The organism is Xanthomonas campestris pv. campestris str. ATCC 33913, assembly GCF_000007145.1.
GTDB lineage: Bacteria > Pseudomonadota > Gammaproteobacteria > Xanthomonadales > Xanthomonadaceae > Xanthomonas > Xanthomonas campestris.
Genome location: NC_003902.1, coordinates 658,976 through 679,985 on the forward strand (window position 1 = coordinate 658,976; position 21,010 = coordinate 679,985).

A 21,010-nucleotide genomic window follows, 5' to 3' on the forward strand; every position below is an offset into this window, starting at 1 on the left:
GCCACAGGAGAAGCAAATGGCGGTCATTGAAATCAAGGTTCCGGACATCGGCGATTACAGCGATGTCCCCGTCATCGAAGTGCTGGTCGCCGTTGGCGACAGCGTGGTCAAGGACCAGGGCCTGGTGACGCTGGAGTCGGACAAGGCCACGCTGGAAGTGCCGTCCTCGGCCGCCGGTGTGGTGAAGGAACTCAAGGTCAAGATTGGCGACAACCTGTCCGAAGGGGCAGTGGTGTTGCTGCTGGAGACCGAAGGCGAGGCCGCTGCCGCACCCGCCGCGCCGAAGGCCGAGACCAAGGCCGAGACCAAGGCCGCTGCGCCTGCTGCGGCCCCCGCGGCCGCCGCACCCGGCAGCAAGCCGCCGGTGACCCCGTCGCACCGCGCCCCGGCCGAACCGGCCGCGTCCAAGCCGGCGCTGGCCAGCGGCAAGGCCGCCGATATCGAATGCAAGATGGTGGTGCTTGGCGCCGGCCCTGGCGGCTACACCGCCGCGTTCCGCGCTGCCGACCTGGGCCTGGACACGGTGCTGATCGAGCGCTACGCCAGCCTGGGCGGCGTCTGCCTCAACGTCGGCTGCATCCCGTCCAAGGCGCTGCTGCACGCCGCCGCGGTGATCGATGAAGTGGCCCACGCCGGCGACTTCGGCGTGGACTTCGGCCAGCCCAAGATCACCCTGGACAAGCTGCGCGAGTACAAGGAAAAAGTGGTCGGCAAGCTCACCGGCGGCCTGGCCAGCATGGCCAAGCAGCGCAAGGTGCGCACCGTCACCGGCGTGGCCAGCTTCGTCTCGCCCAACGAGCTGGAGATCGTCGGCGACGACGGCAAGACCCAGTTGCTGCGCTTCGAGCACTGCATCATTGCCGCCGGTTCGCAGGCGGTGAAGCTGCCGAACTTCCCGTGGGACGACAAGCGCGTGATGGACTCCACCGACGCGCTGGAACTGCACGACATCCCCAAGACCCTGCTCGTGGTCGGCGGCGGCATCATCGGCCTGGAAATGGCCACGGTGTACAGCGCGCTGGGCAGCAAGGTCACCGTGGTCGAGTTCATGGATCAGCTGATGCCGGGCGCCGACAAGGACCTGGTCAAGCCACTGGCCGACCGCCTGAAGAAGCAGGGCGTCGAGGTCCATCTCAAGACCAAGGCCACCGACGTCAGCGCCGATGCCAAGGGCATCACGGTGTCGTTCGAAGCGGCCACCGAAGGCGAAAAGCCTGGCCTGCAGGCCACCGCCTTCGATCGGGTGCTGGTCGCGGTGGGTCGCTCGCCCAACGGCAAGAAGATCGGCGCTGACAAGGCCGGCGTCACCGTCACCGAACGCGGCTTTATCCCGGTGGACCGGCAGATGCGCACCAACGTGCCGCACATCTTCGCCATCGGCGACATCGTCGGTAACCCGATGCTGGCGCACAAGGCCACCCACGAGGGCAAGTTGGCCGCCGAAGTGGCCGCCGGCGAGAAGAAGGAATGGGTGGCGCGGGTGATTCCGTCGGTTGCCTATACCAATCCGGAAATCGCCTGGGTGGGCGTCACCGAAACCGAGGCCAAGGCCAAGGGCTTGAAGGTGGGCGTGGCCAAGTTCCCGTGGGCCGCCAGCGGCCGTGCGATCGGCATCGGCCGCACCGAAGGCTTCACCAAGCTGATCTTCGACGAAGAGACTCACCGCATCATTGGTGGTGCGATCGTCGGCGTGCATGCCGGTGATCTGCTGGCCGAAATCGGCCTGGCCATCGAGATGGGCGCCGAAGCCGAAGACATCGGCCACACCATCCATGCGCACCCGACCCTGAGCGAGTCGGTCGGCATGGCGGCCGAGGTGTACGACGGCACCATCACCGATCTGTACATTCCCAAGAAGAAGTAAACCGCACCGCGTCTTGTGTGCTGACAGCGCCCCGCATTGCGGGGCGTTTGTCGTTAGGCAGGCATGCCTGCGCATAACCGATTCGAAGGTCGACTCGACGGCGGATGCCAGCGCACGCGTGATGTGCGCCGGTATCGGCAAGGGCAGCGTTGGGCGCGTCCTGTCCATCCTGCGCGAGCAGTGGCGCGTGCTGCCACGCGCTGGCGCCACTGCGTGCGCGAATGTGGCTCCATCACCGCAGCATCGTGCGACGCTACTGCAACCGCGATGCTGCAACCACCAACATGACCCCGCAGCGCAGCTTGCACGCCAGGCAGCGCGCTTGCACCATCGAGCCGCGGACACCGGGTTCGCGCCTGGGGAGACAACGGATGGTCAAGGTAAGGATGTCGGCGTTGCTGGTCGCCGCAGGGTGCGCGTGCACATCGCTGAGCGCGCACGCCCAGACCACCGTCATCACCGCCGCCCGCCTGCTGGATGTGCAGGCAGGACGCTATGTGGAGCGCCCGCAGATCGACGTCGTCGCCGGCCGTATCACGCGTGTCGGTCGCCAGGGCGACCCGCTGCCACCACAGGCGCAGCGCATCGACCTGGGCGAGCGCACGCTGTTGCCCGGGCTGATCGACATGCATGTGCATCTCACCGTGGATCCCACATTGGGCGGCTACAAGGGCCTGGAATACACCGACAATTTCTGGACCGTGGTGGGCGTGGCCAATGCCGCCAAGACGCTCCGCGCAGGGTTCACCACGGTGCGTAATGTTGGTTCGCTCAACTACGACGATGTCGCGCTCAAGCAGGCGATCGAGCGCGGCACCGTGCCGGGGCCGCGTATCGTGCCGGCGACCTACGGCATCGGCGCGACCGGAGGGCACTGCGATGCCACCGAGTTCCCGCCATCGGTGCGCGTCACCGGCCCCGGTGTGGCCGATGGCCCGGATGCGATCCGCGCGGCGGTACGCACGCTGCGCAAATACGGCGCCGAAGTGATCAAGTTCTGCGGCACCGGCGGCGTGCTGTCCAAGACCGACAGCGTTGGCGGGCAGCAATACAGCCTGGAGGAAATGCGCGCGCTGGTGGACGAGGCGCATCGCCTGGGCTTGAAGGTCGCCGTGCATGCGCACGGCACCGCCGGCATCAACGATGCGATCCGTGCCGGCGCCGACACCATCGAGCACGCCAGCCTGGCCGATGCCGAATCCTTCAAGCTGGCCAAGGCGCACGGCACCTGGTTTTCGATGGACATCTACAACGACGACTACATCCTGGCCGAGGGCGAAAAGAACGGTTTGTTTGCCGAGTCGCTGGAGAAGGAGCGCCAGATCGGGCGCAAGCAACGCGAGACCTTTCGCGCCGCACATGTGGCGGGCGTGCGGCTGGTGTTCGGTAGCGATGCCGGCGTGTATCCCAACGGCGACAACGCGCGCCAGTTCGCCAAGATGGTGGAGTGGGGCATGACCCCGCTGGAGGCGATTCGCGCCGCCACCGTAGACGCCGCCGATGCATTGGGGCGCAGTGCCGACGTCGGCGCCATCGCGCCGGGGCGCTATGCCGATCTGATCGCGGTGAGCGGCGATCCGCTGCAGGACGTGAGCGTGCTGATGCAGGTGGAGAGCGTGATCAAGGGCGGCGAACGCGTCGCCGATTGAAGCGTTGCAACTGATGCCGCGCTGCGGTGTTACGGGGCAGTGCGGCAGCGCGGTGCAGTGCATGAGCGCGTCACGCTCTGCTAGCGAGCATTGATCTATCGCGCAGCACGCGGTGTGTGGCACGTGCAGTGGTGCGGTTTTTCATCAGCCTGGATAGCAGGTAGCCGCTGGCGGTGGCGCTGCGATCACGCATGAAGCACGCGGCAGGCAAGCAGGGGGGGTATGCGGTGAGACGCGCATCCCAGGTTTACGCTGCGATCGCGCATTGCGCATGCTGCACGCAATGCGTGGAGTAACGCGCAGATGCAGACGCAGGCGCAGATGCAAACACCAAAACCACAACGCCCCGCACAAGGCGGGGCGTTGCGTCACACAGGTGCAGCGCAGATCAGAACGCGAACGTCACGCCTGCAACCGGGCCCTTGAACTCCTGCTTCAGGCCGATCAGGCCATCGCTGCCGCGCTGGTCGACGTCGAGCTTGAACCAGTCGTAGCCGGCGAAGATGCCGAAGTTCTTGGTGAAGCGGTATTCGGCCATCGCATTGGCACGGCTCAGGTCGCCTGAGTAGTCGCCAAAATCGCCCCAGCTGGTGTTGAGGTACTGGCCCTGCACGTTGAACAGCCAATGCTCGCTCGGACGTGCGGTGAAGCGGATACCCACCACCGGTGCCACGCCGTCTTCGCTCTCGTCGAGCACGTCGCCGGTGAACACGTCACCCAGGTCGGCGTAGGCGTTGGCCTCGACCTTGGCGTATTCGGCACCGATCTGCAGGCCCAGGCTGAATTCCGGACTGTCGACGACCGAGTAGTCGTACACCAGGCTGGCCACCTGGTACTTGAGCTCGCCCTTGATGAAGCTGCCGCTCGGCACGGTGAAGCCACCGGCGCTGACGTCTTCGCCCAGGGTCTCGCGGCGATCCTTGTCGTACTTGAAGTAGTCAAAGATCAAGCGCTGGCGGGTGCTCATGCGGAACACGCCATCGATGCGCGGCTCCCATTCCTTGCCACCGAAATCGAAATCCTGGTCCAGGGAGATTTCGTTGCCAGCCACCACGGTGTTGCCACGCAGGGTGTTGTCGTTATCGATGTTCATCGCGCCAAGACGGATCTGGAAGCGATCATCGGTATCTTCGGCGTGGGCAGGCGCTGCATAGGCAGCGGCCAAAACGCACGGGATGGCCAGTGCGAGCAGGTGTTTCATGGGGAGCTCCGTATTCTTGGTAGGCAGGCGATCGGGCCTGTGGCGCGCACTATCGGTAAAAGCGCGTCCACCAAAAGTGAAAGCGTTGTGGTACCGAAGTGAAGAACTTCCTAGCAATCGGACAAAACGGTCCGCTTGGCCTGTCCCGCGACATCCGGGTCAATACGCACCATTGTGGTGTCTGAGTGCTGTCACACCGCCGCGGAGGTCGGCGGATTGGACCGGAGGTGGGAAAGTGGGGGTGCGACAAAATGCGTCATAAAAGCAGGAGCCCCGGTCTCCCAGGGCTCCTAGACGCAGCCTGCAGTGGAACCTTTCGACGAGGATGTGCAGGCCTCGCAGGTTCTGACAGCCGGTTTGTGGCAAAGTTCCTCCCGTTGCGTGGCACCGGCATGGTGCGTCGCAATAAGTTCATGACTTCTCCCGGTTGTCTCGCAATTTGTCCAATTGCTATACTTTCGCGGCTCGACGAGGCGCATCTGCGCTTCCCACCCATCCACACGCAAGGTACCCGTAGTGCTGAACTCCGTTGACGCGGGTCGGCGGCTGATGCTGCGCGCTGCGGTATATCCGCTTGCCGCTGTAGCTATAACCAGTCTGGGCTTGCTGCTGATGGGGCCCCGTTACTCTGCCGGTCTGGCATTGACCGGGTTTGCGACGGTGTTGGGCGGCTGGGTGGCGGCGCGGACGGCGCTGGGGGGCGGCATCCAGGCGGCGGGCATTGCCATGGTCCGTCTGATTCTGGCGATGGTGCTGAAGTGGGTGTTGGTTTTCGTGGCGCTGGCGCTGGGCTTTGCCCTGTGGCGGCTGCCTCCTCTGGCCTTGTTGGCGGGTATCGCCATCGGGCTGATTTTTCAAGTTCTGGCTCTGGCCAGGCGTTGATTCGAACTTAAAGGGCTCCGGACACATGGCGGGCGAGGCAGCAACACCTACCTCCTATATCCAGCACCACCTGCAGAACCTGGTTTATCCGGTGCGGGATGGCGGCGGCACGTTCTGGACCATCCACGTCGACACCCTGGTCATGGCCGTGTTGATGGGCCTGGTGATGGTCTTCGCATTCTGGATGGCCACGCGCAATGCCACTGCCGGCGTGCCGGGCAAATGGCAGGCGTTTGTCGAGATCTGCCTGGAATTTGTCGATCGCCAGGCCAAGGACACCTATCACGGCACCAGCAAGCTGGTGACTCCGATCGCGATCACGATCTTCTTCTGGATCCTGTTGATGAATCTCATCAAGATGATCCCGGCCGACTTCATCGCCATCCCGCTGGGCTGGGCTGGCATCCACGCCTGGAAGCCGGTCCCCACCGCCGACGTCAATGCCACCTTGGGCATGTCGATCAGCGTGTTCTTCCTGATGATCGTCTTCTCGCTGCGCTCCAAGGGCGTTGGCGGCATGACCAAGGAATTCCTCACGGCGCCGTTCGGCAAGTGGATGATGCCGTTCAACCTGCTCCTGAACATCGTCGAGTGGCTGAGCAAGCCGATTTCGCTGGCGATGCGACTGTTCGGCAACATGTTCGGCGGCGAGATCGTCTTCCTGCTGATCTGGGTGCTGGGCGGTGCGGGCATCGCCGGCATGGTTGCCGGCGGCGTATTCGGCCTCGGCTGGATGCTGTTCCACCTGTTGGTGATTCCGCTACAGGCCTTCATTTTCATGATGCTGTCGATCGTGTACCTGAGCCTTGCGGAAGACAGTCACTGAGTTTCGTTTCACCCTTCATCCGCTTTATCCCGATTCATCCATCACCCTTAGAAACTTTCGTTCGGAGATCACCATGTACCTCGCCGTCCTGACCAACCTCGCCCAAGTCCAGAGCTCCACCGTCCTCGCCGTCGGCATCATGATCGGCCTGGCCGCGCTTGGTGCCGGCCTCGGTCTGGCCATCATGGCTGGCAAGTTCCTGGAATCTGCCGCTCGCCAGCCGGAACTGATCCCGGTGCTGCAGGTCCGCATGTTCATCACCGCCGGTTTGATCGACGCCGCGTTCATCATCAGCGTCGCTGTCGGCCTGCTGTTCGCCTTTGCCAACCCGCTGGCCCAGGTGTTCATCGAGCGTCTGTCGCAGGCTGCCGGCTGATCCAGCGGTAGCAGGATGTGGACGCAGCCATGGTGGTTGCGTCCGCGGATGAAGGTCGGAAAGCGTCGCCATGCGGTGGCGCTTTCACCCCTAAAGAGCGATTGAGCGACCCATGGACATCACCCTTACCATCTTTGCCCAGGCGCTGGCCTTCGCCGGTCTGATCTGGATCGTCGCGACCAAAATCTGGCCGCCGCTGTTGAAGGCGATCGAAGAGCGTCAGCAAAAGATTGCTGAAGGTCTGGCTGCGGCCGACCGGAGCCAGAAGGATCTGGCGCAGGCGCAGGAGAAGGTCAACGAGGCGCTGAAGGACGCACGCACCAAGGCCAACGAGATCATCGACCAGGCCCACGCGCGCGCCAATCAGATCATCGAAGCGGCCAAGCTCGAAGCGATTGCCGAAGCCAACCGTCAGAAGGATCTGGCCCAGGCCGAAATCGACGCATCGGCCACCCGTGCCCGCGAAGAACTGCGCCGTCAGGTGTCGTCGCTGGCTGTCAGCGGTGCCGAAAAGCTGCTCAAGCGCGAAATCGATGCCACTGCCCACAAGGCACTGCTCGACGAACTGGCAGCGGAGATCTGATCGATGAGCCAGGCCCTCACACTTGCCCGTCCCTACGCCCGTGCCGCATTCGCGATTGCGCGTGAGGGCGGCAAGTTCGCGCCCTGGTCCGATGCACTTGCGTTCTCGGCGCAGGTCGCCGGCGATCCGCGCGTGGCTGCGCTGTTGCTGAATCCGGCGCTGCACCAGGATCAGGCGGTGACGCTGCTGGCGCCGCCGGCTGCCGAAGCGGACTATCAGCGTTTTCTCGGCCTGTTGGCCGATGCACAACGGCTGGCCCTGCTGCCGGAAATTGCAGGGTTGTACGAGCAGTTGCGTGCCGAAGCCGAGCACGTCGTGAAAGCGACGGTGACCTCGGCCACCGACATGAGCCCGGCCGAGCTGGCCACGATCACTGCCGCGTTGAAGAAGCGCTTCGGGCGCGAGGTGGATGTCACCACCGCGGTGGACGCTTCGCTGATCGGCGGCGCGGTGATCGACACCGGCGAGATGGTCATCGACGGCTCGCTGAAGGGCAAGCTTGCGCGCCTGCAGAACTCGCTCGCCCACTGAATTCACATAAACGCATGGCCCTCGCGGCCGGCACCTAGGACTGAACGATGGCAACCACGCTCAACCCCTCCGAAATCAGCGACCTGATCAAGACCCGCATCGAGGCGGTCAAGCTGTCCGCCGAGTCGCGCAACGAAGGCTCCGTGACCAGCGTGTCCGACGGCATCGTGCGCATCTTCGGCCTGGCCGACGTGATGCAGGGCGAAATGATCGAACTGCCGAACAACACCTTCGCCCTGGCGCTGAACCTGGAGCGCGATTCGGTCGGCGCGGTGGTGCTGGGCGATTACGAGAACCTGCGCGAAGGCGACGTGGCCAAGACCACCGGCCGCATCCTGGAAGTGCCGGTCGGCCCTGAGCTGCTGGGCCGCGTGGTCAACGCACTGGGCGAGCCGATCGACGGCAAGGGCCCGCTGGGCGCCACCCAGACCGCACCGGTGGAGCGTGTGGCCCCGGGCGTGATCTGGCGCAAGTCGGTCGACCAGCCGGTGCAGACCGGTTACAAGTCGGTCGATGCGATGATCCCGATCGGCCGTGGCCAGCGCGAGCTGGTGATCGGCGACCGCCAGACCGGCAAGACCGCGCTGGCGATCGATGCGGTGATCAACCAGAAGGGCACCGGCATCAAGTGCGTGTACGTGGCGATCGGCCAGAAGGCCTCGACCGTTGCCAACATCGTGCGCAAGCTCGAAGAAAACGGCGCGCTGGCGCACACCGTGGTGGTGGCTGCGACCGCGTCCGAATCGGCCGCGATGCAGTACATCAGCCCCTACGCTGGCTGCACCATGGGCGAATACTTCATGGACCGCGGCGAAGACGCGCTGATCGTGTACGACGATCTGTCCAAGCAGGCCGTGGCCTACCGCCAGATCTCGCTGCTGCTCAAGCGCCCGCCGGGTCGCGAAGCCTATCCGGGCGACGTGTTCTATCTGCATAGCCGTCTGCTCGAGCGCGCTGCGCGCGTGTCCGAGGAGTACGTGGAGAAGTTCACCAACGGTGCGGTGACCGGCAAGACCGGTTCGCTGACCGCGCTGCCGATCATCGAGACGCAGGCCGGTGACGTGTCCGCGTTCGTGCCGACCAACGTGATCTCGATCACCGACGGCCAGATCTTCCTGGAAACCGACCTGTTCAACGCCGGTATCCGTCCGGCCGTGAACGCCGGTATCTCGGTGTCGCGCGTCGGTGGTGCGGCCCAGACCAAGATCATCAAGAAGCTGTCCGGCGGCATCCGTATCTCGCTGGCGCAGTACCGTGAGCTGGCGGCGTTCGCGCAGTTCGCCTCGGATCTGGACGAAGCCACCCGCAAGCAGCTCGAGCGCGGTCAGCGCGTCACCGAGCTGATGAAGCAGAAGCAGTACGCGCCGATGTCCATCGCCAACCAGGCGCTGTCGATCTATGCCGTCAACGAGGGCTACCTCGATGAAGTGCCGGTCAACAAGCTGCTGGCGTTCGAAGAAGGCCTGCACGCGCACTTCGCCAACACCCAGGGTGAGCTGGTCTCCAAGATCAACACCACCGGCGGTTGGGACAACGACATCGAAGCCGCGTTCAAGAAGGGCATCGAAGAGTTCAAGACCACGGGCAGCTGGTAAGTCCAGCTGCGGGAATCGGGAATAGAGAATCGGGAATCGTCAAAGCGGGTTGGCTGTGCCAATTCCCCACTCACGATTCCCCATTCCCACTAAGTGAGCGAAGCGAGCGAGTATGGCAGGCGGACGCGAAATCAAAACCAAGATCAAGAGCGTGCAGAACACCCGCAAGGTGACGCGCGCGCTCGAAATGGTCTCGGCCTCCAAGATCCGCAAGGCGCAGGAACGCATGAAGACCTCGCGTCCCTACGCGCAGGCCATGAAGCAGGTGATCGGGCATCTGGCGCAGGCCAGCACCGACTACCAGCATCCGTTCCTGGTGGAGCGTGAGCAGGTCAAGCGGGTCGGCTACATCGTGATCTCTTCCGACCGCGGCCTGGCCGGCGGTCTGAACAACAACCTGTTCCGCAAGATGCTGGGCGAAGTGCGCCCGTGGCAGGACAAGGGTGCCGAGATCGACGTGGTCACCATCGGTCAGAAGGCCTCGGCGTTCTTCCGCCGGATCAAGGTCAACATGGTCGGCAGCGTCACGCATCTTGGCGACAGCCCGCACATCGAGCAGTTGGTGGGCGTGATCAAGGTGATGCTGGATGCCTTCACCGAGGGCAAGGTGGACCGCGTGTATCTGGTCTACAACCGCTTCGTGAACACCATGACGCAGAAGGCCAGCTTCGAGCAGTTGCTGCCGCTTCCGGCCGCCGAGCACAAGGTGGCGCACCACGACTGGGACTACCTGTACGAACCCGATGCCGCCACCGTGCTGGAGCACGTGATGACGCGCTACATCGAGTCGCTGGTGTACCAGGCCGTGCTGGAAAACGTGGCCTCCGAGCACGCCGCGCGCATGGTGGCCATGAAGGCCGCCAGCGACAACGCCAACAAGATGATCGGCACCTTGCAACTGGTCTACAACAAGGCGCGCCAGGCGGCGATCACCCAGGAAATTTCGGAAATCGTCAGCGGCGCGGCAGCCGTATAGCCGGGAATAGGGAATGGAGAATCGGGAATGGTCGAGGCAGCAGCGCTTGATCTTCCCAATCCCGAATCCCGTTTCCCCAATCCCGACACCAGAATCGAACAGACATTAGTGGAGTTATCCAAATGAGTCAGGGCAAGATCGTTCAGATCATCGGCGCGGTCGTCGACGTCGAATTCCAGCGCAATGAAGTGCCGAAGGTCTATCACGCGCTGAAGGTCGAAGGCACCGCCATCACCCTGGAAGTGCAGCAGCAGCTCGGCGACGGCGTCGTGCGCACGATTGCGCTCGGCTCCACCGACGGATTGAAGCGCAACCTGCTGGCCACCAACACCGAGCGTGCGATTTCGGTGCCGGTTGGCGCCGGGACGCTGGGCCGCATCATGGATGTGCTGGGTCGCCCGATCGACGAAGCCGGCGACGTGCAGGCCTCGGATCATTGGGAAATCCACCGCGCTGCGCCGTCGTACGAAGACCAGTCGTCCAGCACCGAATTGCTGGAAACCGGCATCAAGGTGATCGACCTGATGTGCCCGTTCGCCAAGGGCGGCAAGGTCGGCCTGTTCGGCGGCGCCGGCGTCGGCAAGACCGTCAACATGATGGAACTGATCAACAACATCGCCAAGGCGCACTCGGGCCTGTCCGTGTTCGCCGGCGTGGGTGAGCGTACCCGTGAGGGCAACGACTTCTACCACGAGATGAAGGACTCCAACGTCCTGGACAAGGTCGCGATGGTGTACGGCCAGATGAACGAGCCGCCGGGCAACCGTCTGCGCGTTGCGCTGACCGGCCTGACCATGGCCGAGTACTTCCGCGACGAGAAGGACGAGAACGGCAAGGGCAAGGACGTGCTGCTGTTCGTGGACAACATCTACCGCTACACGCTGGCCGGTACCGAAGTGTCCGCGCTGCTTGGCCGCATGCCGTCGGCGGTGGGTTACCAGCCGACCCTGGCCGAGGAAATGGGCGTGTTGCAGGAGCGCATCACCTCGACCAAGAGCGGTTCGATCACCTCGATCCAGGCCGTGTACGTGCCCGCGGACGACCTGACCGACCCGTCGCCGGCGACCACCTTCGCCCACTTGGACTCGACGGTGACGCTGAGCCGTAACATCGCCTCGCTGGGTATCTACCCGGCCGTGGATCCGCTGGACTCCACGAGCCGCCAGATGGACCCGCTGGTGATCGGCCACGAGCATTACGACACCGCCCAGCGCGTCCAGCAGACCTTGCAGAAGTACAAGGAACTGAAGGACATCATCGCGATCCTGGGCATGGACGAGCTGAGCGAAGAAGACAAGCAGTCGGTGTCGCGCGCCCGCAAGATCGAGCGCTTCTTCAGCCAGCCGTTCCACGTGGCCGAAGTGTTCACCGGCTCGCCGGGCAAGTACGTCTCGCTGAAGGACACGATCCGCGGCTTCAAGGCGATCTGCGACGGTGAATACGACCACCTGCCGGAGCAGGCGTTCTACATGGTCGGCAGCATCGAAGAAGCGGTCGAGAAGGCCAACAAGATGAGCGCCAAGGCCTGATGCGATCCCAGCCGCTGCGCGGCTGGAATCGGGAAACGGGAATCGGGAATCGGGAATCGTAAAGGCGGTGCATCGGTGAATCGGAATTGAGAGGAATGGAAACGCGCGCAGCATGCCGCTCTTCCGATTCCCCACTCCCGATTCCCGATTCCCGCCTCACACAGTGAGGCACCATGAGCACTATCCGTTGCGACATCGTCAGCGCCGAGCAGGAGATCTTCCGCGGTGAGGCGACCCTGGTCGTGGCGACCGGGGAACTGGGCGAGCTGGGCATCGCGCCCAAGCACGCGCCGCTGATCACCCGTCTCAAGCCAGGCAAGGTGGTGGTGACCACCGCCAGCGGCGAACAGCTGGACTTTGCGATCTCCGGCGGCATCCTCGAGGTGCAGCCGCAGGTGGTGACCGTGCTGGTCGACACTGCCATTCGTGCGCAGGACATCGACGAAGCGGCTGTGCGCAAGGCCAAGGAAGAAGCCGAGCGTCTGCTCGCCAACCGTGGCGACACGGTGGACGTGGAACAGGCGCAGCGCCAGCTGGCCGAAGCCACGGTGCAGTTGCAGGCACTGGAGCGGCTGCGTCGCACGCTCAAGCATTGAGTTGCGAGACAGCGCACCACGCGAAAACGCCGGCCTTGTGCCGGCGTTTTCGTTTTTGGCGATGTGCCTGCGGTGGTCGGCATCGTTGGACACAACCAGGCGGCACACTGCCGGCCCGGGTCGCACTGCTACCGGCGATGCTGCGATAGCGCGATGCCCTTCACCTTCAACGAGGCAACCCCCATGACCCGCCTGACCGATGGCCTACGTGGTTGCGCGCTGACCGGCGTGCTTGCCGTGGTGTTGCTGGGCTGTGCGTTGCCGGCGCGCAGCCAGCCACCCCTCGCACCGTTGCTGGACAAGATCGCCGAGCGCAACGCGATTGGCGACGCGGTGGCGTTGAGTAAATGGGATAGCGGCAAGCCAGTGCTGGATCAGGCACGCGAAGCGGCAGTGCTGCAGAACGTGCGCGACCAGGCGCCGGCGCATGGGCTGGACCCCGACGATGCAGCGCGGTTCTTCGGTGCGCAGATCGAGGCCAACAAATCGGTGCAGTACGCGCTGCTGAACCGATGGCATGAGCGTGGCCGTGCGCCGGACACCGCGCGGCCAGACCTGTCGACCTTGCGTGAGCGGCTGGATGCGGTGCAGGGCGAACTGCTCGACGCCCTGGCCGAAGCCGCCGCTGCACGCGCCGCGCCCAACTGCCCGGCCAGCACGGCGCGGGCGGCGGCGCAGTATTCCGCGCAATGGCAACTGGATGCGGTACACCGCGCCGCGCTGGTTCGCGGTCTGGGCGATTTCTGCCGCTGATCTGGCTGAGGGGTGTGGTGTGCGATTGTTTGTGTGATCTCACGCCCATGACTGATGCGGTGAACGCGCCGTTGCTGCGCGTCGCTTGACGTGCACGAGAGCGGTTGAACGCAATGGCTAATCGTCAGGTGGTTGCGCACGCGCAGAGCAACCGGCGTGCCCGGCGTACATGAGGATTTCGAGCACCGGCCGCGCCCGCATGGCAGCTGCAGAATCGTGTTGTTGGCTGCTCTTAATCGGCCGGGTCATCAAACCGCAGTGCAAGTGGGACGTCACTACGGCGCGGTTCCCTCAAGCAGGACGTCATTACGGCGCCGTCCCCTTAGGAGGGGGACGCTCCAATCAAGCGACGTACGCCGCAGTCAGGCCGGTCGATCTGTTCGCATGCCAGCCGTGCCGGCGCTTCTGCATGGCGTCGCGGAGTAGCACCATGATCGCGTAGTCCGCGCCTGCAGCGATCAGCGATACACCACGTGCCGGCCAACGAAGAACGACACGATCGCAAGCCCGCCTTCCACCAGCGGCTTGGCCAGCCAGGCCTGGCGCAGGCCGACCAGATCCACGGTGGCCGAGAGTAGCCAGGTGCTGATCACCGTCAACGCCAGCCACATCACCGCAAAGCGCGCGAAGCGCTGCCAGCCCAACCGTGCATCGCCCTGCTGGGCGAAGGTGAAGCGTCCGTTGAGCCAGAACCCCAGCGTGGCGCCACTGATGCGCCCGAGCAGGTTGGCGGGCACTGCCGGCATGCCGGCGGCCGTGCACGCAATGAAAATGCCGCAGTCCACGGCCAATTGCAGGGCGCCGATCATCGCGAACTGGCCGCCTTGGCGGAACAGGCTCATGTGCTGGGGGAGGTCGAGAGGGGCGCTCATCCTAACGGCAGCGGCGCTTAAAAATCTGTCATCGGTGCCTGTTGCAGTCGCAATGGTCACGACGCGCGCGGCAGCCAGCGACTAGAATTCAAGCCATCTTTTGCGATGGAACCCTGCAATGACCCTGCCTCTGCACGTCGTGATCCTGGCCGCTGGCGAGGGCAAGCGCATGCGCTCGGCGCTGCCCAAGGTGCTGCAGCCGCTGGCCGGCCAGCCGATGCTCGCGCATGTGATCGCCACCGCGCGGGAACTGCAGCCGGCGGCCATCCACGTGGTGCATGGACATGGTGGCGCGCAGGTGCAGGCCGCATTCGCCGGCCAGCCGGATCTGCAATGGGCCGAACAGCGCCAGCAGCTGGGCACCGGGCACGCGGTGCAGCAGGCGCTGCATGCCGTGCCGGACGCAGCGACCGTGCTGGTGCTGTACGGCGATGTGCCGCTGATCCGCAGCGAGAGCCTGCGTGAGCTGCTGCACGCGCCGGGCCGCATCGCGGTGCTGGTGGCGGACCTGGCCAACCCCAGCGGCTACGGGCGCATCGTGCGTAACCCGGAAGGCAAGGTTGCGGCAATCGTCGAGCAGAAGGATGCCGATGACGAGCAGCGCCGCATCCGCACCATCAACACCGGCATTCTCACCGCCGAATCCACCGCCTTGCGGCGTTGGCTGGGTGGGCTGTCCAACGACAACGCGCAGGGCGAGTTCTATCTCACCGACGTGTTCGCCAGCGCCGCGGCCGATTACACGCCTGCCGACATGGTGCAGGTGTCCGACCCGCAGGACGTGGAAGGCGCAAACGACCCGTGGCAGCTTGCCCAGCTGGAGCGGGCCTGGCAGCTACGCGCCGCCCGTGCGCTGTGCCTGCAGGGCGTGCGCATGGCCGATCCGGCGCGCGTGGAGCAGCGCGGCCGCGTGCAGGTGGGACACGATGTGCAGCTTGATATCGACGTGATCCTCGAAGGCGAGGTGACCCTGGGCGATGGCGTGGTGATCGGCCCGTTCGTGCGTCTGCGCGATGTGCAGCTGGCCGCCGGCACCCAGGTGCGTGCGCACTGTGACCTGGAGGGCGTGGTGACCGAAGGCGCGGTGCAGATCGGGCCGTTTGCGCGGTTGCGCCCGGGCACCGTGCTCGCCGATGGCGTGCATATCGGCAACTTCGTCGAAACCAAGAAGGTGGTGATGGGCGCCGGCAGCAAGGCCAATCATCTGACCTACCTGGGGGATGCGGTGGTCGGCAGCAAGGTCAACATCGGCGCCGGCACCATCACCTGCAACTACGACGGGGTGAACAAGTCGCAGACCACGATCGGCGACGGCGCCTTTGTCGGTTCCAACAGTGCGTTGGTGGCACCGATCGAGATCGGCACCGGGGCCACGATTGGCGCCGGCTCGGTGATCACCCGCGATGCACCACCCCACCAGCTCAGTGTGGCGCGGCCACGTCAGACCGTGATTGAAGGCTGGGAGCGGCCCAAGAAGAAGTAAGTGCCTGTGTTCCCGCGAAAGCGGGCTGTGCGTTTCCGGCACGACACATGCGCTGCGGACGCGATGCATCACGCCGAAAAGCTCAGGAGCTCCTGCATGCGCATGCGACCCTCCATTGCGTGGTTGATGGTGTGGCTGGCACTTGCGGGTGTCGCGCCACATGCAGCCGCCGCACCGGTCTACCGGCTGTATCTCGCCCCTAACGGCGATGACACGGCAGCCGGCACCAGCGCTGCCACCGCGCTGCGCAGTCTCGCTGCCGTACAACAGCGGTTGATCGCGCAGCGGCCGGCTACGGCGGTAGATGTGATCATCGCCGCGGGAACGTATGAGCGGCAGTCGGTGCAATGGCACGTCATCACCGGCGCGCCGCTACGCTTCATCGCCGCACCCGACAGCGCGACGTCACCGGTGTTCGACGGGCGCGGTGCGGCGACCTGGTTCACCTTGCGAGGCGGCAAGGACGCGCCGACCCGTGTGACGTTCGCCGGCCTGACGATCCGCAATTACTGGATGGCGCTGGATCTGGGCAGCAGCAAGCGCAGCGCCGATGGCAACAGCGACAATGTGATCCGCGATATGCGCTTCGAACGGATTGGCGGCGTGTACGGCAGCAGTCCTGAAGCGGCCTACGCGTATGCGGCGATCCGGCTGCAGAACTCACGCAACAACCGGATCGAGCACAATCGCTTCAGTGCCGTGGAGAACGATTCCCAGACGGCGAGCTATGTGCACGCGCTGTATCTGGCGCGCAGTTCTTCGGGCAATCGCATCGAGGACAACAGCTTTATCGACATCAGTGGAGATGCGATTCGCACCCGCGATCGCTCGGATGCCACGCTGGTGCAGGGCAACCGCTTCATCAGGACCGGCAAGTACGCGGCGTTCTCCGACTGGTTCAAAACCGATGGCGAATGCCCGTCGCAGGGCGGGCAGTTCATTGGCAATACCGTCGGGCAGGGATATCAAGGGCCCGTTGCCCCGACGCGCACCACTGGCGCCGATGATGCCTGCGGCCCCTTGCAGCGGCCACGGATCGAAGCACGGGCAACGCTGCGCGATGATTGAACGCGCTGCGACGTTGATTGCAGGGGATGATCCAGCTGCGCGCGAGTGCACCACGTGCAGCTGCCGGCTGGTCGCGCAACCCCTCAACACGGCGTGCAGCGGCCTTGGCGCTTAGAGCAGCTATCAAAACTACTGCGCAGCCGTCAGGCGGGCGCGGCCGGTGCTCGGAATCCTCATGTACGCCGGTACACTCCGGTTCCTCCGCGCCGTCCGCATCCACCTGACGACTGCTCGCTACGTTTTGTTAGCCGCTCTTAGCTGCCCGGATCCAGCGGCAACAACAACGTCACGCACAGGCCGCCTTGCTCGCGGTTGTGCAATGAAATACGGCCACCATGCGCTTCGGCAATCTCGCGCGTCAGCGCCAGGCCCAGGCCGGTGCCGTTGCGCTTGCGACGTCCCCCCGCCCTGAGTAGCGGCCTGGTTTAGAGTCCGGGGTTGATGATATCGGTGTTTGCCAGATGTTGGGCATAAGCAGCCGGGGTCATGCCGCCGATTGCTTTCTTGGGTCGGTCCTCGTTGTATTCGCGTCGCCAGCGTTCGATTTCGGTGCGCGCGTGCAGTAACGTCGGGAACCAGTGCTCGTTGAGGCATTCGTCGCGCAGTCGGCCGTTGAAGGATTCGACGTAGGCGTTCTGGTTCGGTTTGCCTGGCTGGATGAGCCGTAGTTGCACATTACGGGCATGCGCCCAAGCGACCATCGCCTTACCGCAAAACTCCTTGCCGTTGTCAGTGCGGATCACCTTCGGCAAACCGCGACTGTGCGCCAGTCGGTCCAGCACGCGCGTCACCCCGTGCCCGGAGATCGCGCGCTCCACTTCGATGGCGACCGCTTCGTGGGTTGCATCGTCCACGATCACCAGACACTTGATCACCCGGCCTTCGGCGGTGCGGTCGAACACGAAGTCCATCGACCACACCTGGTTGGCCTGCGATGGCCGCAGCAGCGGTTGACGCTCGCCTATTGGGACCTTCTTGCGCTTGCGGCGGCGCACTTGCAGCTGCTGCTCGCGGTACAACCGCTCCACACGCTTGTAGTTCACGATGCGCCCTTCTTGCCGCAATTTGAGATAGATCATCCCCACGCCATAGCGGCGATGGCGATGCGCCAACGCACAGATGCGTTCGCGCAGTTCGCCATTGCGATCTTCGCGCGGGCAATACCGCAGTGCACTGGCGCTCATACCGATCACTGCCAACGCACGACGCTCGCTGGCACCACGCCCGATCCATTCGCGCACCAGCGTACGACGCGCCGGTGCGCTTACCACTTTTTTCGCAGTGCATCCTTGATCAGGTCGTTCTCGAACAGCTGCTCGGCCAGCAACTTCTTCAGCCGCGCGTTCTCGGACTCGAGGTCCTTGAGCCGCTTGGCATCGGGCACGCTCATCCCACCGAACTTGCTGCGCCACAGATAGTACGAGGCCTCGCTGAAGCCATGCCGCCGGCACAGGTCCTTGATGGCGACGCCGCTTTCGGCTTCGCGCAGAAAGCCGATGACCTGCTCGTCAGTAAAACGTTTCTTCACGTCCAATCTCCTCGGGGTAGGGAATTGGACTCCAAACTGAGGCGCTACTCAAAATTGGGGGGACGTCGCTTGGTCGAATAGAACGGCATCAGTGCGTTGTGCAATACGGCCTCGTTCATGCCGTTGCCGCGGTCCAGCACTTCGATGCGCAGCCACTGCGGCAAGCGGGTGACGCGCACCGCCACCTCGCTGTTGGGCGGCTGCGCCTCACTGCAGGCCTCGTGTGCGTTCTTCAGCAGGTTGAGCAGCGCCTGTTCGATCTGTGCGGCATCGATGCGGCTGGAGACATCGACAGGCGTGCCCTCCAGCTGGAACGGAATCTGCTGCCGCAGGCGCTCCAGAAATGGCGCCCATTCGATGGTCTGCAACTGTGGCTGCGGCAGTTTGGCAAAGCGCGCATAGCCGCGAATGAAGCCCTCCAGGTGGCGCGCGCGTTCTTCGATGGTCTCGAACACCGTGCCCAGCCGATCGGTGCGCTCACGGCGCAGCAGCTCGGCGCCGGAGTGCGCCAGCGAGGCGATCGGCGCGAGCGAGTTGTTCAATTCGTGGCTGATCACCCGGATCACTTTCTTCCAGGTCTGCACTTCCTGGCGCCGCAGTTCGGTGGTGAGGGTGCGGATCAGCAGCAGTTCGTGGCCGCGGCCGTTCAAATGGAAGGCGCGGCGCGACAGGTGATAGATCTGCTCGTCTTCTTCATCGTCGCCGTCTTCGCGCACGGCGAACAGACAGTCGCCACCACGTGCCAGCGCGTCGCGCAGTTCGTTGGGCATGCGTTCCAGCACGTCGTCCAGATGCTGCCCCTCGAGCTTGCGGCCGCCATGCAGCAGCTTGCGCGCCGCGTTGTTGGAAAACCCGATGCGGCGCAGGCCATCGCCGCCGGGCACCACCAGCAACATGGCCACCGGCGTGTTCTGCAACATGGTGTCCAGCATCAGTTCGCGCTGCACCAGATCGCGCCGCTGTGCACGCAGGACCTCGCCCAGTTCGGCATGCGCCTGTACCAACTGCGCCAGCTCGTCGTTGCCGCGCCAGTACACACCGAAGTTGTATTCGCCATCGCGGTAGCTGCTGGTGGTGCCGGCCAGGGCGCGGAACAGCGAGCGCATCGGCGCGGTGGCGCGCTGCAGGCTCCACCACATCGTCAGCAGCACCACCACGGCCGACACGGCGGCCACTTGCCAGCCACGGTCCAGCCAGTAGGCAATGGCCCACGGCAAGGCGGCAGCCAGTACCAGCACCGGGAGCAGGCGCAGAAACAGCGAGAAGGTGAAGGAGCGCGACAGCATCGGCCTAGTCCTGGCTGATGCCGTAACGGTCCATGCGCCGGTACAGCGCCTGCCGGCTTAGGCCCAGATCGGCCGCAGCCTGTGCGATCACCCCTTGCGCGCGCGCCAAGGCCTGTTCGATGCGTGCGCGATCCGGCTCGCCGCCGGGCAGCGGGGCTGGACGTGCAGTGGCACTGCGCGGCAGGTTGAGATCGGTGGCCTCGATGCGCACGCCCTGCGCCAGCAACGTCGCGCGTTGCAGCACATTACGCAACTCGCGCACGTTGCCCGGCCAGCTGTGGCGCTGCAGTGCATCGCGCGCTTGCGGCGAAAGCAGGGTCTCGCCCGCCAGGAAGTGCTCGGCCAGCGGTGCGATATCGCCCGGCCGTTCGGCCAGTGCGGGCAAGGCGATTTCGACGGTGTTGAGGCGGTAATACAGGTCTTCGCGAAAGCTGCCATCGCGGATCATCGCCGGCAGGTCGGCGTTGGTTGCGCTGATGACGCGCACCTTGGCGTGACGCTCGCGATTGGAGCCCAGGCGCTCATAGCGGCCGGTTTCCAGCACGCGTAGCAACTTCATCTGCCCGGCCAGCGGCAGGTTGCCGATTTCGTCCAGGAACAGTGTGCCGCCGTCGGCAGCTTCGAACTTGCCCTCGCGTGCCTTGTTGGCACCGGTGTAGGCACCGGCCTCGGCGCCGAACAGTTCGGCTTCGATCAACTCGCCCGGCAGCGCGCCGCAGTTCAGCGCGACGAATGGCCCGCGCTTCACCGCGGAATTGGCCTGGATGATCTCGGCGATCTTTTCCTTGCCGCTGCCGTTGGGCCCGGTGATCAGCACCGGCAAATCCGATCGCGCGACCTGGCAGGCCAGCGCGATCGCCCGTTCGCTGGCGGGGTCGGCAAACACCGCGCCGCGCAGATCGTAGCGCTCGGCCAGCTGTTCGCGGCCACGGCGTTCGCGGTTGCGACGGCGCTCCAGTTCGCGGCGGGTTTCGGACAGTTCCAGCAGGTTGTTGACCGTGGTCAGCAGCTTGGTGTCGTCCCAGGGCTTGGCGATGTAGTCGGCCGCGCCGGCCTTGACCAGGCCGACCGCACTGCCCAGGTGCGTCCAGGCGGTGAGCAGGATCACCGGCAGGTCGGGGTGGCGCTGGCGGATCTGTGCGAACAACGCCTCGCCCTCCTCGCCGGAGGTGGTGTCGGCGGTGAAGTTCATGTCCTGGATGACCAGGTCGAATTGCTGCTCTTCCAGCAAGTCCAGCCCTGCCTGCGGCGCATGCGCATGCCGCGATTCGATGTCATGCAGCGAGAACAGGACCTCCAGCGCCATGGCAACCGCGCTGTTGTCATCGATGATCAGGATCTGCGGCATCGCGGTCTCTTGGAGGGAAGTGGTACGCGTCAATGATCGCAGCATACGGCGCCAGCCGGCCTTG

The 21,010-nt window shown here is 64.6% G+C and carries 19 protein-coding genes, 1 other RNA gene and 1 pseudogene; 15 read left to right on the top strand and 6 right to left on the bottom strand.

Going from position 1 to position 21,010, the window contains the following annotated elements:
* Window positions 1–16: 16 nt before the first annotated feature.
* Together lpdA and XCC_RS02820 are read left to right on the top strand one after the other, a co-directional pair.
* Window positions 17–1,864 carry a dihydrolipoyl dehydrogenase gene (lpdA, locus tag XCC_RS02815; protein WP_011035792.1) on the top strand — a complete coding sequence of 616 codons (1,848 nt, stop codon included), beginning with the start codon at window positions 17–19 and terminating at the stop codon, window positions 1,862–1,864.
* 371 nt (window positions 1,865–2,235) lie between these two features.
* Entirely contained in the window at window positions 2,236–3,513 is a 1,278-nt protein-coding gene (locus XCC_RS02820) for a metal-dependent hydrolase family protein (protein ID WP_043877940.1), read from the top strand.
* Window positions 3,514–3,901: 388 nt separating this feature from the next.
* On the opposite strand, the gene XCC_RS02825 is transcribed toward XCC_RS02820, so the two are convergent.
* Window positions 3,902–4,714, bottom strand: coding sequence for a hypothetical protein (locus XCC_RS02825; RefSeq protein WP_012439318.1), 813 nt, complete (start codon window positions 4,712–4,714; stop codon window positions 3,902–3,904).
* A 516-nt stretch (window positions 4,715–5,230) separates the two neighbouring features.
* Here XCC_RS02825 and XCC_RS02830 point away from each other — a divergent pair.
* The 10 genes from XCC_RS02830 (at window position 5,231) to XCC_RS02875 (ending at window position 13,361) form a co-directional block, all read left to right on the top strand.
* Window positions 5,231–5,596, top strand: a complete 366-nt coding sequence (locus XCC_RS02830) for a hypothetical protein (RefSeq protein WP_011035795.1) — start codon at window positions 5,231–5,233, stop codon at window positions 5,594–5,596.
* Between the two features lie 25 nt (window positions 5,597–5,621).
* Complete coding sequence (gene atpB, locus XCC_RS02835) at window positions 5,622–6,422, top strand: F0F1 ATP synthase subunit A (protein WP_011035796.1); 801 nt, start codon at window positions 5,622–5,624, stop codon at window positions 6,420–6,422.
* 73 nt (window positions 6,423–6,495) lie between these two features.
* Window positions 6,496–6,798, top strand: a complete 303-nt coding sequence (gene atpE, locus XCC_RS02840; RefSeq protein ID WP_002814105.1) for a F0F1 ATP synthase subunit C — start codon at window positions 6,496–6,498, stop codon at window positions 6,796–6,798.
* 112 nt (window positions 6,799–6,910) lie between these two features.
* Window positions 6,911–7,381 carry a F0F1 ATP synthase subunit B gene (locus tag XCC_RS02845; protein ID WP_011035797.1) on the top strand — a complete coding sequence of 157 codons (471 nt, stop codon included), beginning with the start codon at window positions 6,911–6,913 and terminating at the stop codon, window positions 7,379–7,381.
* A 3-nt stretch (window positions 7,382–7,384) separates the two neighbouring features.
* Window positions 7,385–7,912, top strand: coding sequence for a F0F1 ATP synthase subunit delta (locus tag XCC_RS02850; protein WP_011035798.1), 528 nt, complete (start codon window positions 7,385–7,387; stop codon window positions 7,910–7,912).
* Between the two features lie 47 nt (window positions 7,913–7,959).
* Window positions 7,960–9,507 carry a F0F1 ATP synthase subunit alpha gene (gene atpA, locus XCC_RS02855; protein ID WP_011035799.1) on the top strand — a complete coding sequence of 516 codons (1,548 nt, stop codon included), beginning with the start codon at window positions 7,960–7,962 and terminating at the stop codon, window positions 9,505–9,507.
* 112 nt (window positions 9,508–9,619) lie between these two features.
* On the top strand, window positions 9,620–10,483 hold the full coding sequence (atpG, locus tag XCC_RS02860; protein WP_011035800.1) for a F0F1 ATP synthase subunit gamma: 864 nt from the start codon (window positions 9,620–9,622) through the stop codon (window positions 10,481–10,483).
* Window positions 10,484–10,605: 122 nt separating this feature from the next.
* A complete protein-coding gene (gene atpD, locus XCC_RS02865) occupies window positions 10,606–12,012 on the top strand; it encodes a F0F1 ATP synthase subunit beta (protein ID WP_011035801.1) in 1,407 nt (468 codons plus the stop codon).
* A 173-nt stretch (window positions 12,013–12,185) separates the two neighbouring features.
* The gene (locus XCC_RS02870; RefSeq protein ID WP_011035802.1) at window positions 12,186–12,608 is read left to right on the top strand and encodes a F0F1 ATP synthase subunit epsilon; all 423 of its coding nucleotides are present in this window, start codon (window positions 12,186–12,188) and stop codon (window positions 12,606–12,608) included.
* 183 nt (window positions 12,609–12,791) lie between these two features.
* Entirely contained in the window at window positions 12,792–13,361 is a 570-nt protein-coding gene (locus tag XCC_RS02875; RefSeq protein ID WP_011035803.1) for a chorismate mutase, read from the top strand.
* Window positions 13,362–13,819: 458 nt separating this feature from the next.
* Here XCC_RS02875 and XCC_RS02880 read toward each other — a convergent pair whose 3' ends face one another.
* Window positions 13,820–14,203 (bottom strand): GtrA family protein, encoded by a 384-nt coding sequence (locus tag XCC_RS02880; RefSeq protein WP_012439314.1) that lies wholly within the window; start codon window positions 14,201–14,203, stop codon window positions 13,820–13,822.
* Between the two features lie 148 nt (window positions 14,204–14,351).
* Between XCC_RS02880 and glmU the strand changes: the two genes are divergently transcribed.
* From glmU to XCC_RS02895, 3 genes are all read left to right on the top strand, one after another.
* The gene (gene glmU, locus XCC_RS02885; protein WP_011035805.1) at window positions 14,352–15,716 is read left to right on the top strand and encodes a bifunctional UDP-N-acetylglucosamine diphosphorylase/glucosamine-1-phosphate N-acetyltransferase GlmU; all 1,365 of its coding nucleotides are present in this window, start codon (window positions 14,352–14,354) and stop codon (window positions 15,714–15,716) included.
* A gap of 96 nt (window positions 15,717–15,812) precedes the next feature.
* Window positions 15,813–16,784, top strand: coding sequence for a right-handed parallel beta-helix repeat-containing protein (locus XCC_RS02890; protein WP_019237998.1), 972 nt, complete (start codon window positions 15,813–15,815; stop codon window positions 16,782–16,784).
* 175 nt (window positions 16,785–16,959) lie between these two features.
* Window positions 16,960–17,034, top strand: a non-coding RNA gene (locus tag XCC_RS02895) — sX9 sRNA.
* Between the two features lie 4 nt (window positions 17,035–17,038).
* Here XCC_RS02895 and XCC_RS02900 read toward each other — a convergent pair.
* The 4 genes and pseudogenes from XCC_RS02900 to XCC_RS02915 form a co-directional block, all read right to left on the bottom strand.
* A pseudogene (locus XCC_RS02900) lies at window positions 17,039–17,176 on the bottom strand (ATP-binding protein); the annotation flags it as partial.
* Between the two features lie 33 nt (window positions 17,177–17,209).
* Window positions 17,210–18,312, bottom strand: a protein-coding gene (locus tag XCC_RS02905; RefSeq protein ID WP_100101058.1) for an IS3-like element IS1404 family transposase whose coding sequence is annotated in 2 segments (ribosomal slippage) — window positions 17,210–18,054 and window positions 18,054–18,312 — 1,104 coding nt in all. Because the reading frame shifts where the segments join, the coding sequence is not laid out codon by codon here.
* A gap of 44 nt (window positions 18,313–18,356) precedes the next feature.
* Window positions 18,357–19,598, bottom strand: a complete 1,242-nt coding sequence (locus tag XCC_RS02910) for a sensor histidine kinase (RefSeq protein ID WP_011035808.1) — start codon at window positions 19,596–19,598, stop codon at window positions 18,357–18,359.
* Window positions 19,599–19,602: 4 nt separating this feature from the next.
* The gene (locus XCC_RS02915) at window positions 19,603–20,946 is read right to left on the bottom strand and encodes a sigma-54-dependent transcriptional regulator (protein ID WP_011035809.1); all 1,344 of its coding nucleotides are present in this window, start codon (window positions 20,944–20,946) and stop codon (window positions 19,603–19,605) included.
* Between the last annotated feature and the right edge of the window lie 64 nt (window positions 20,947–21,010).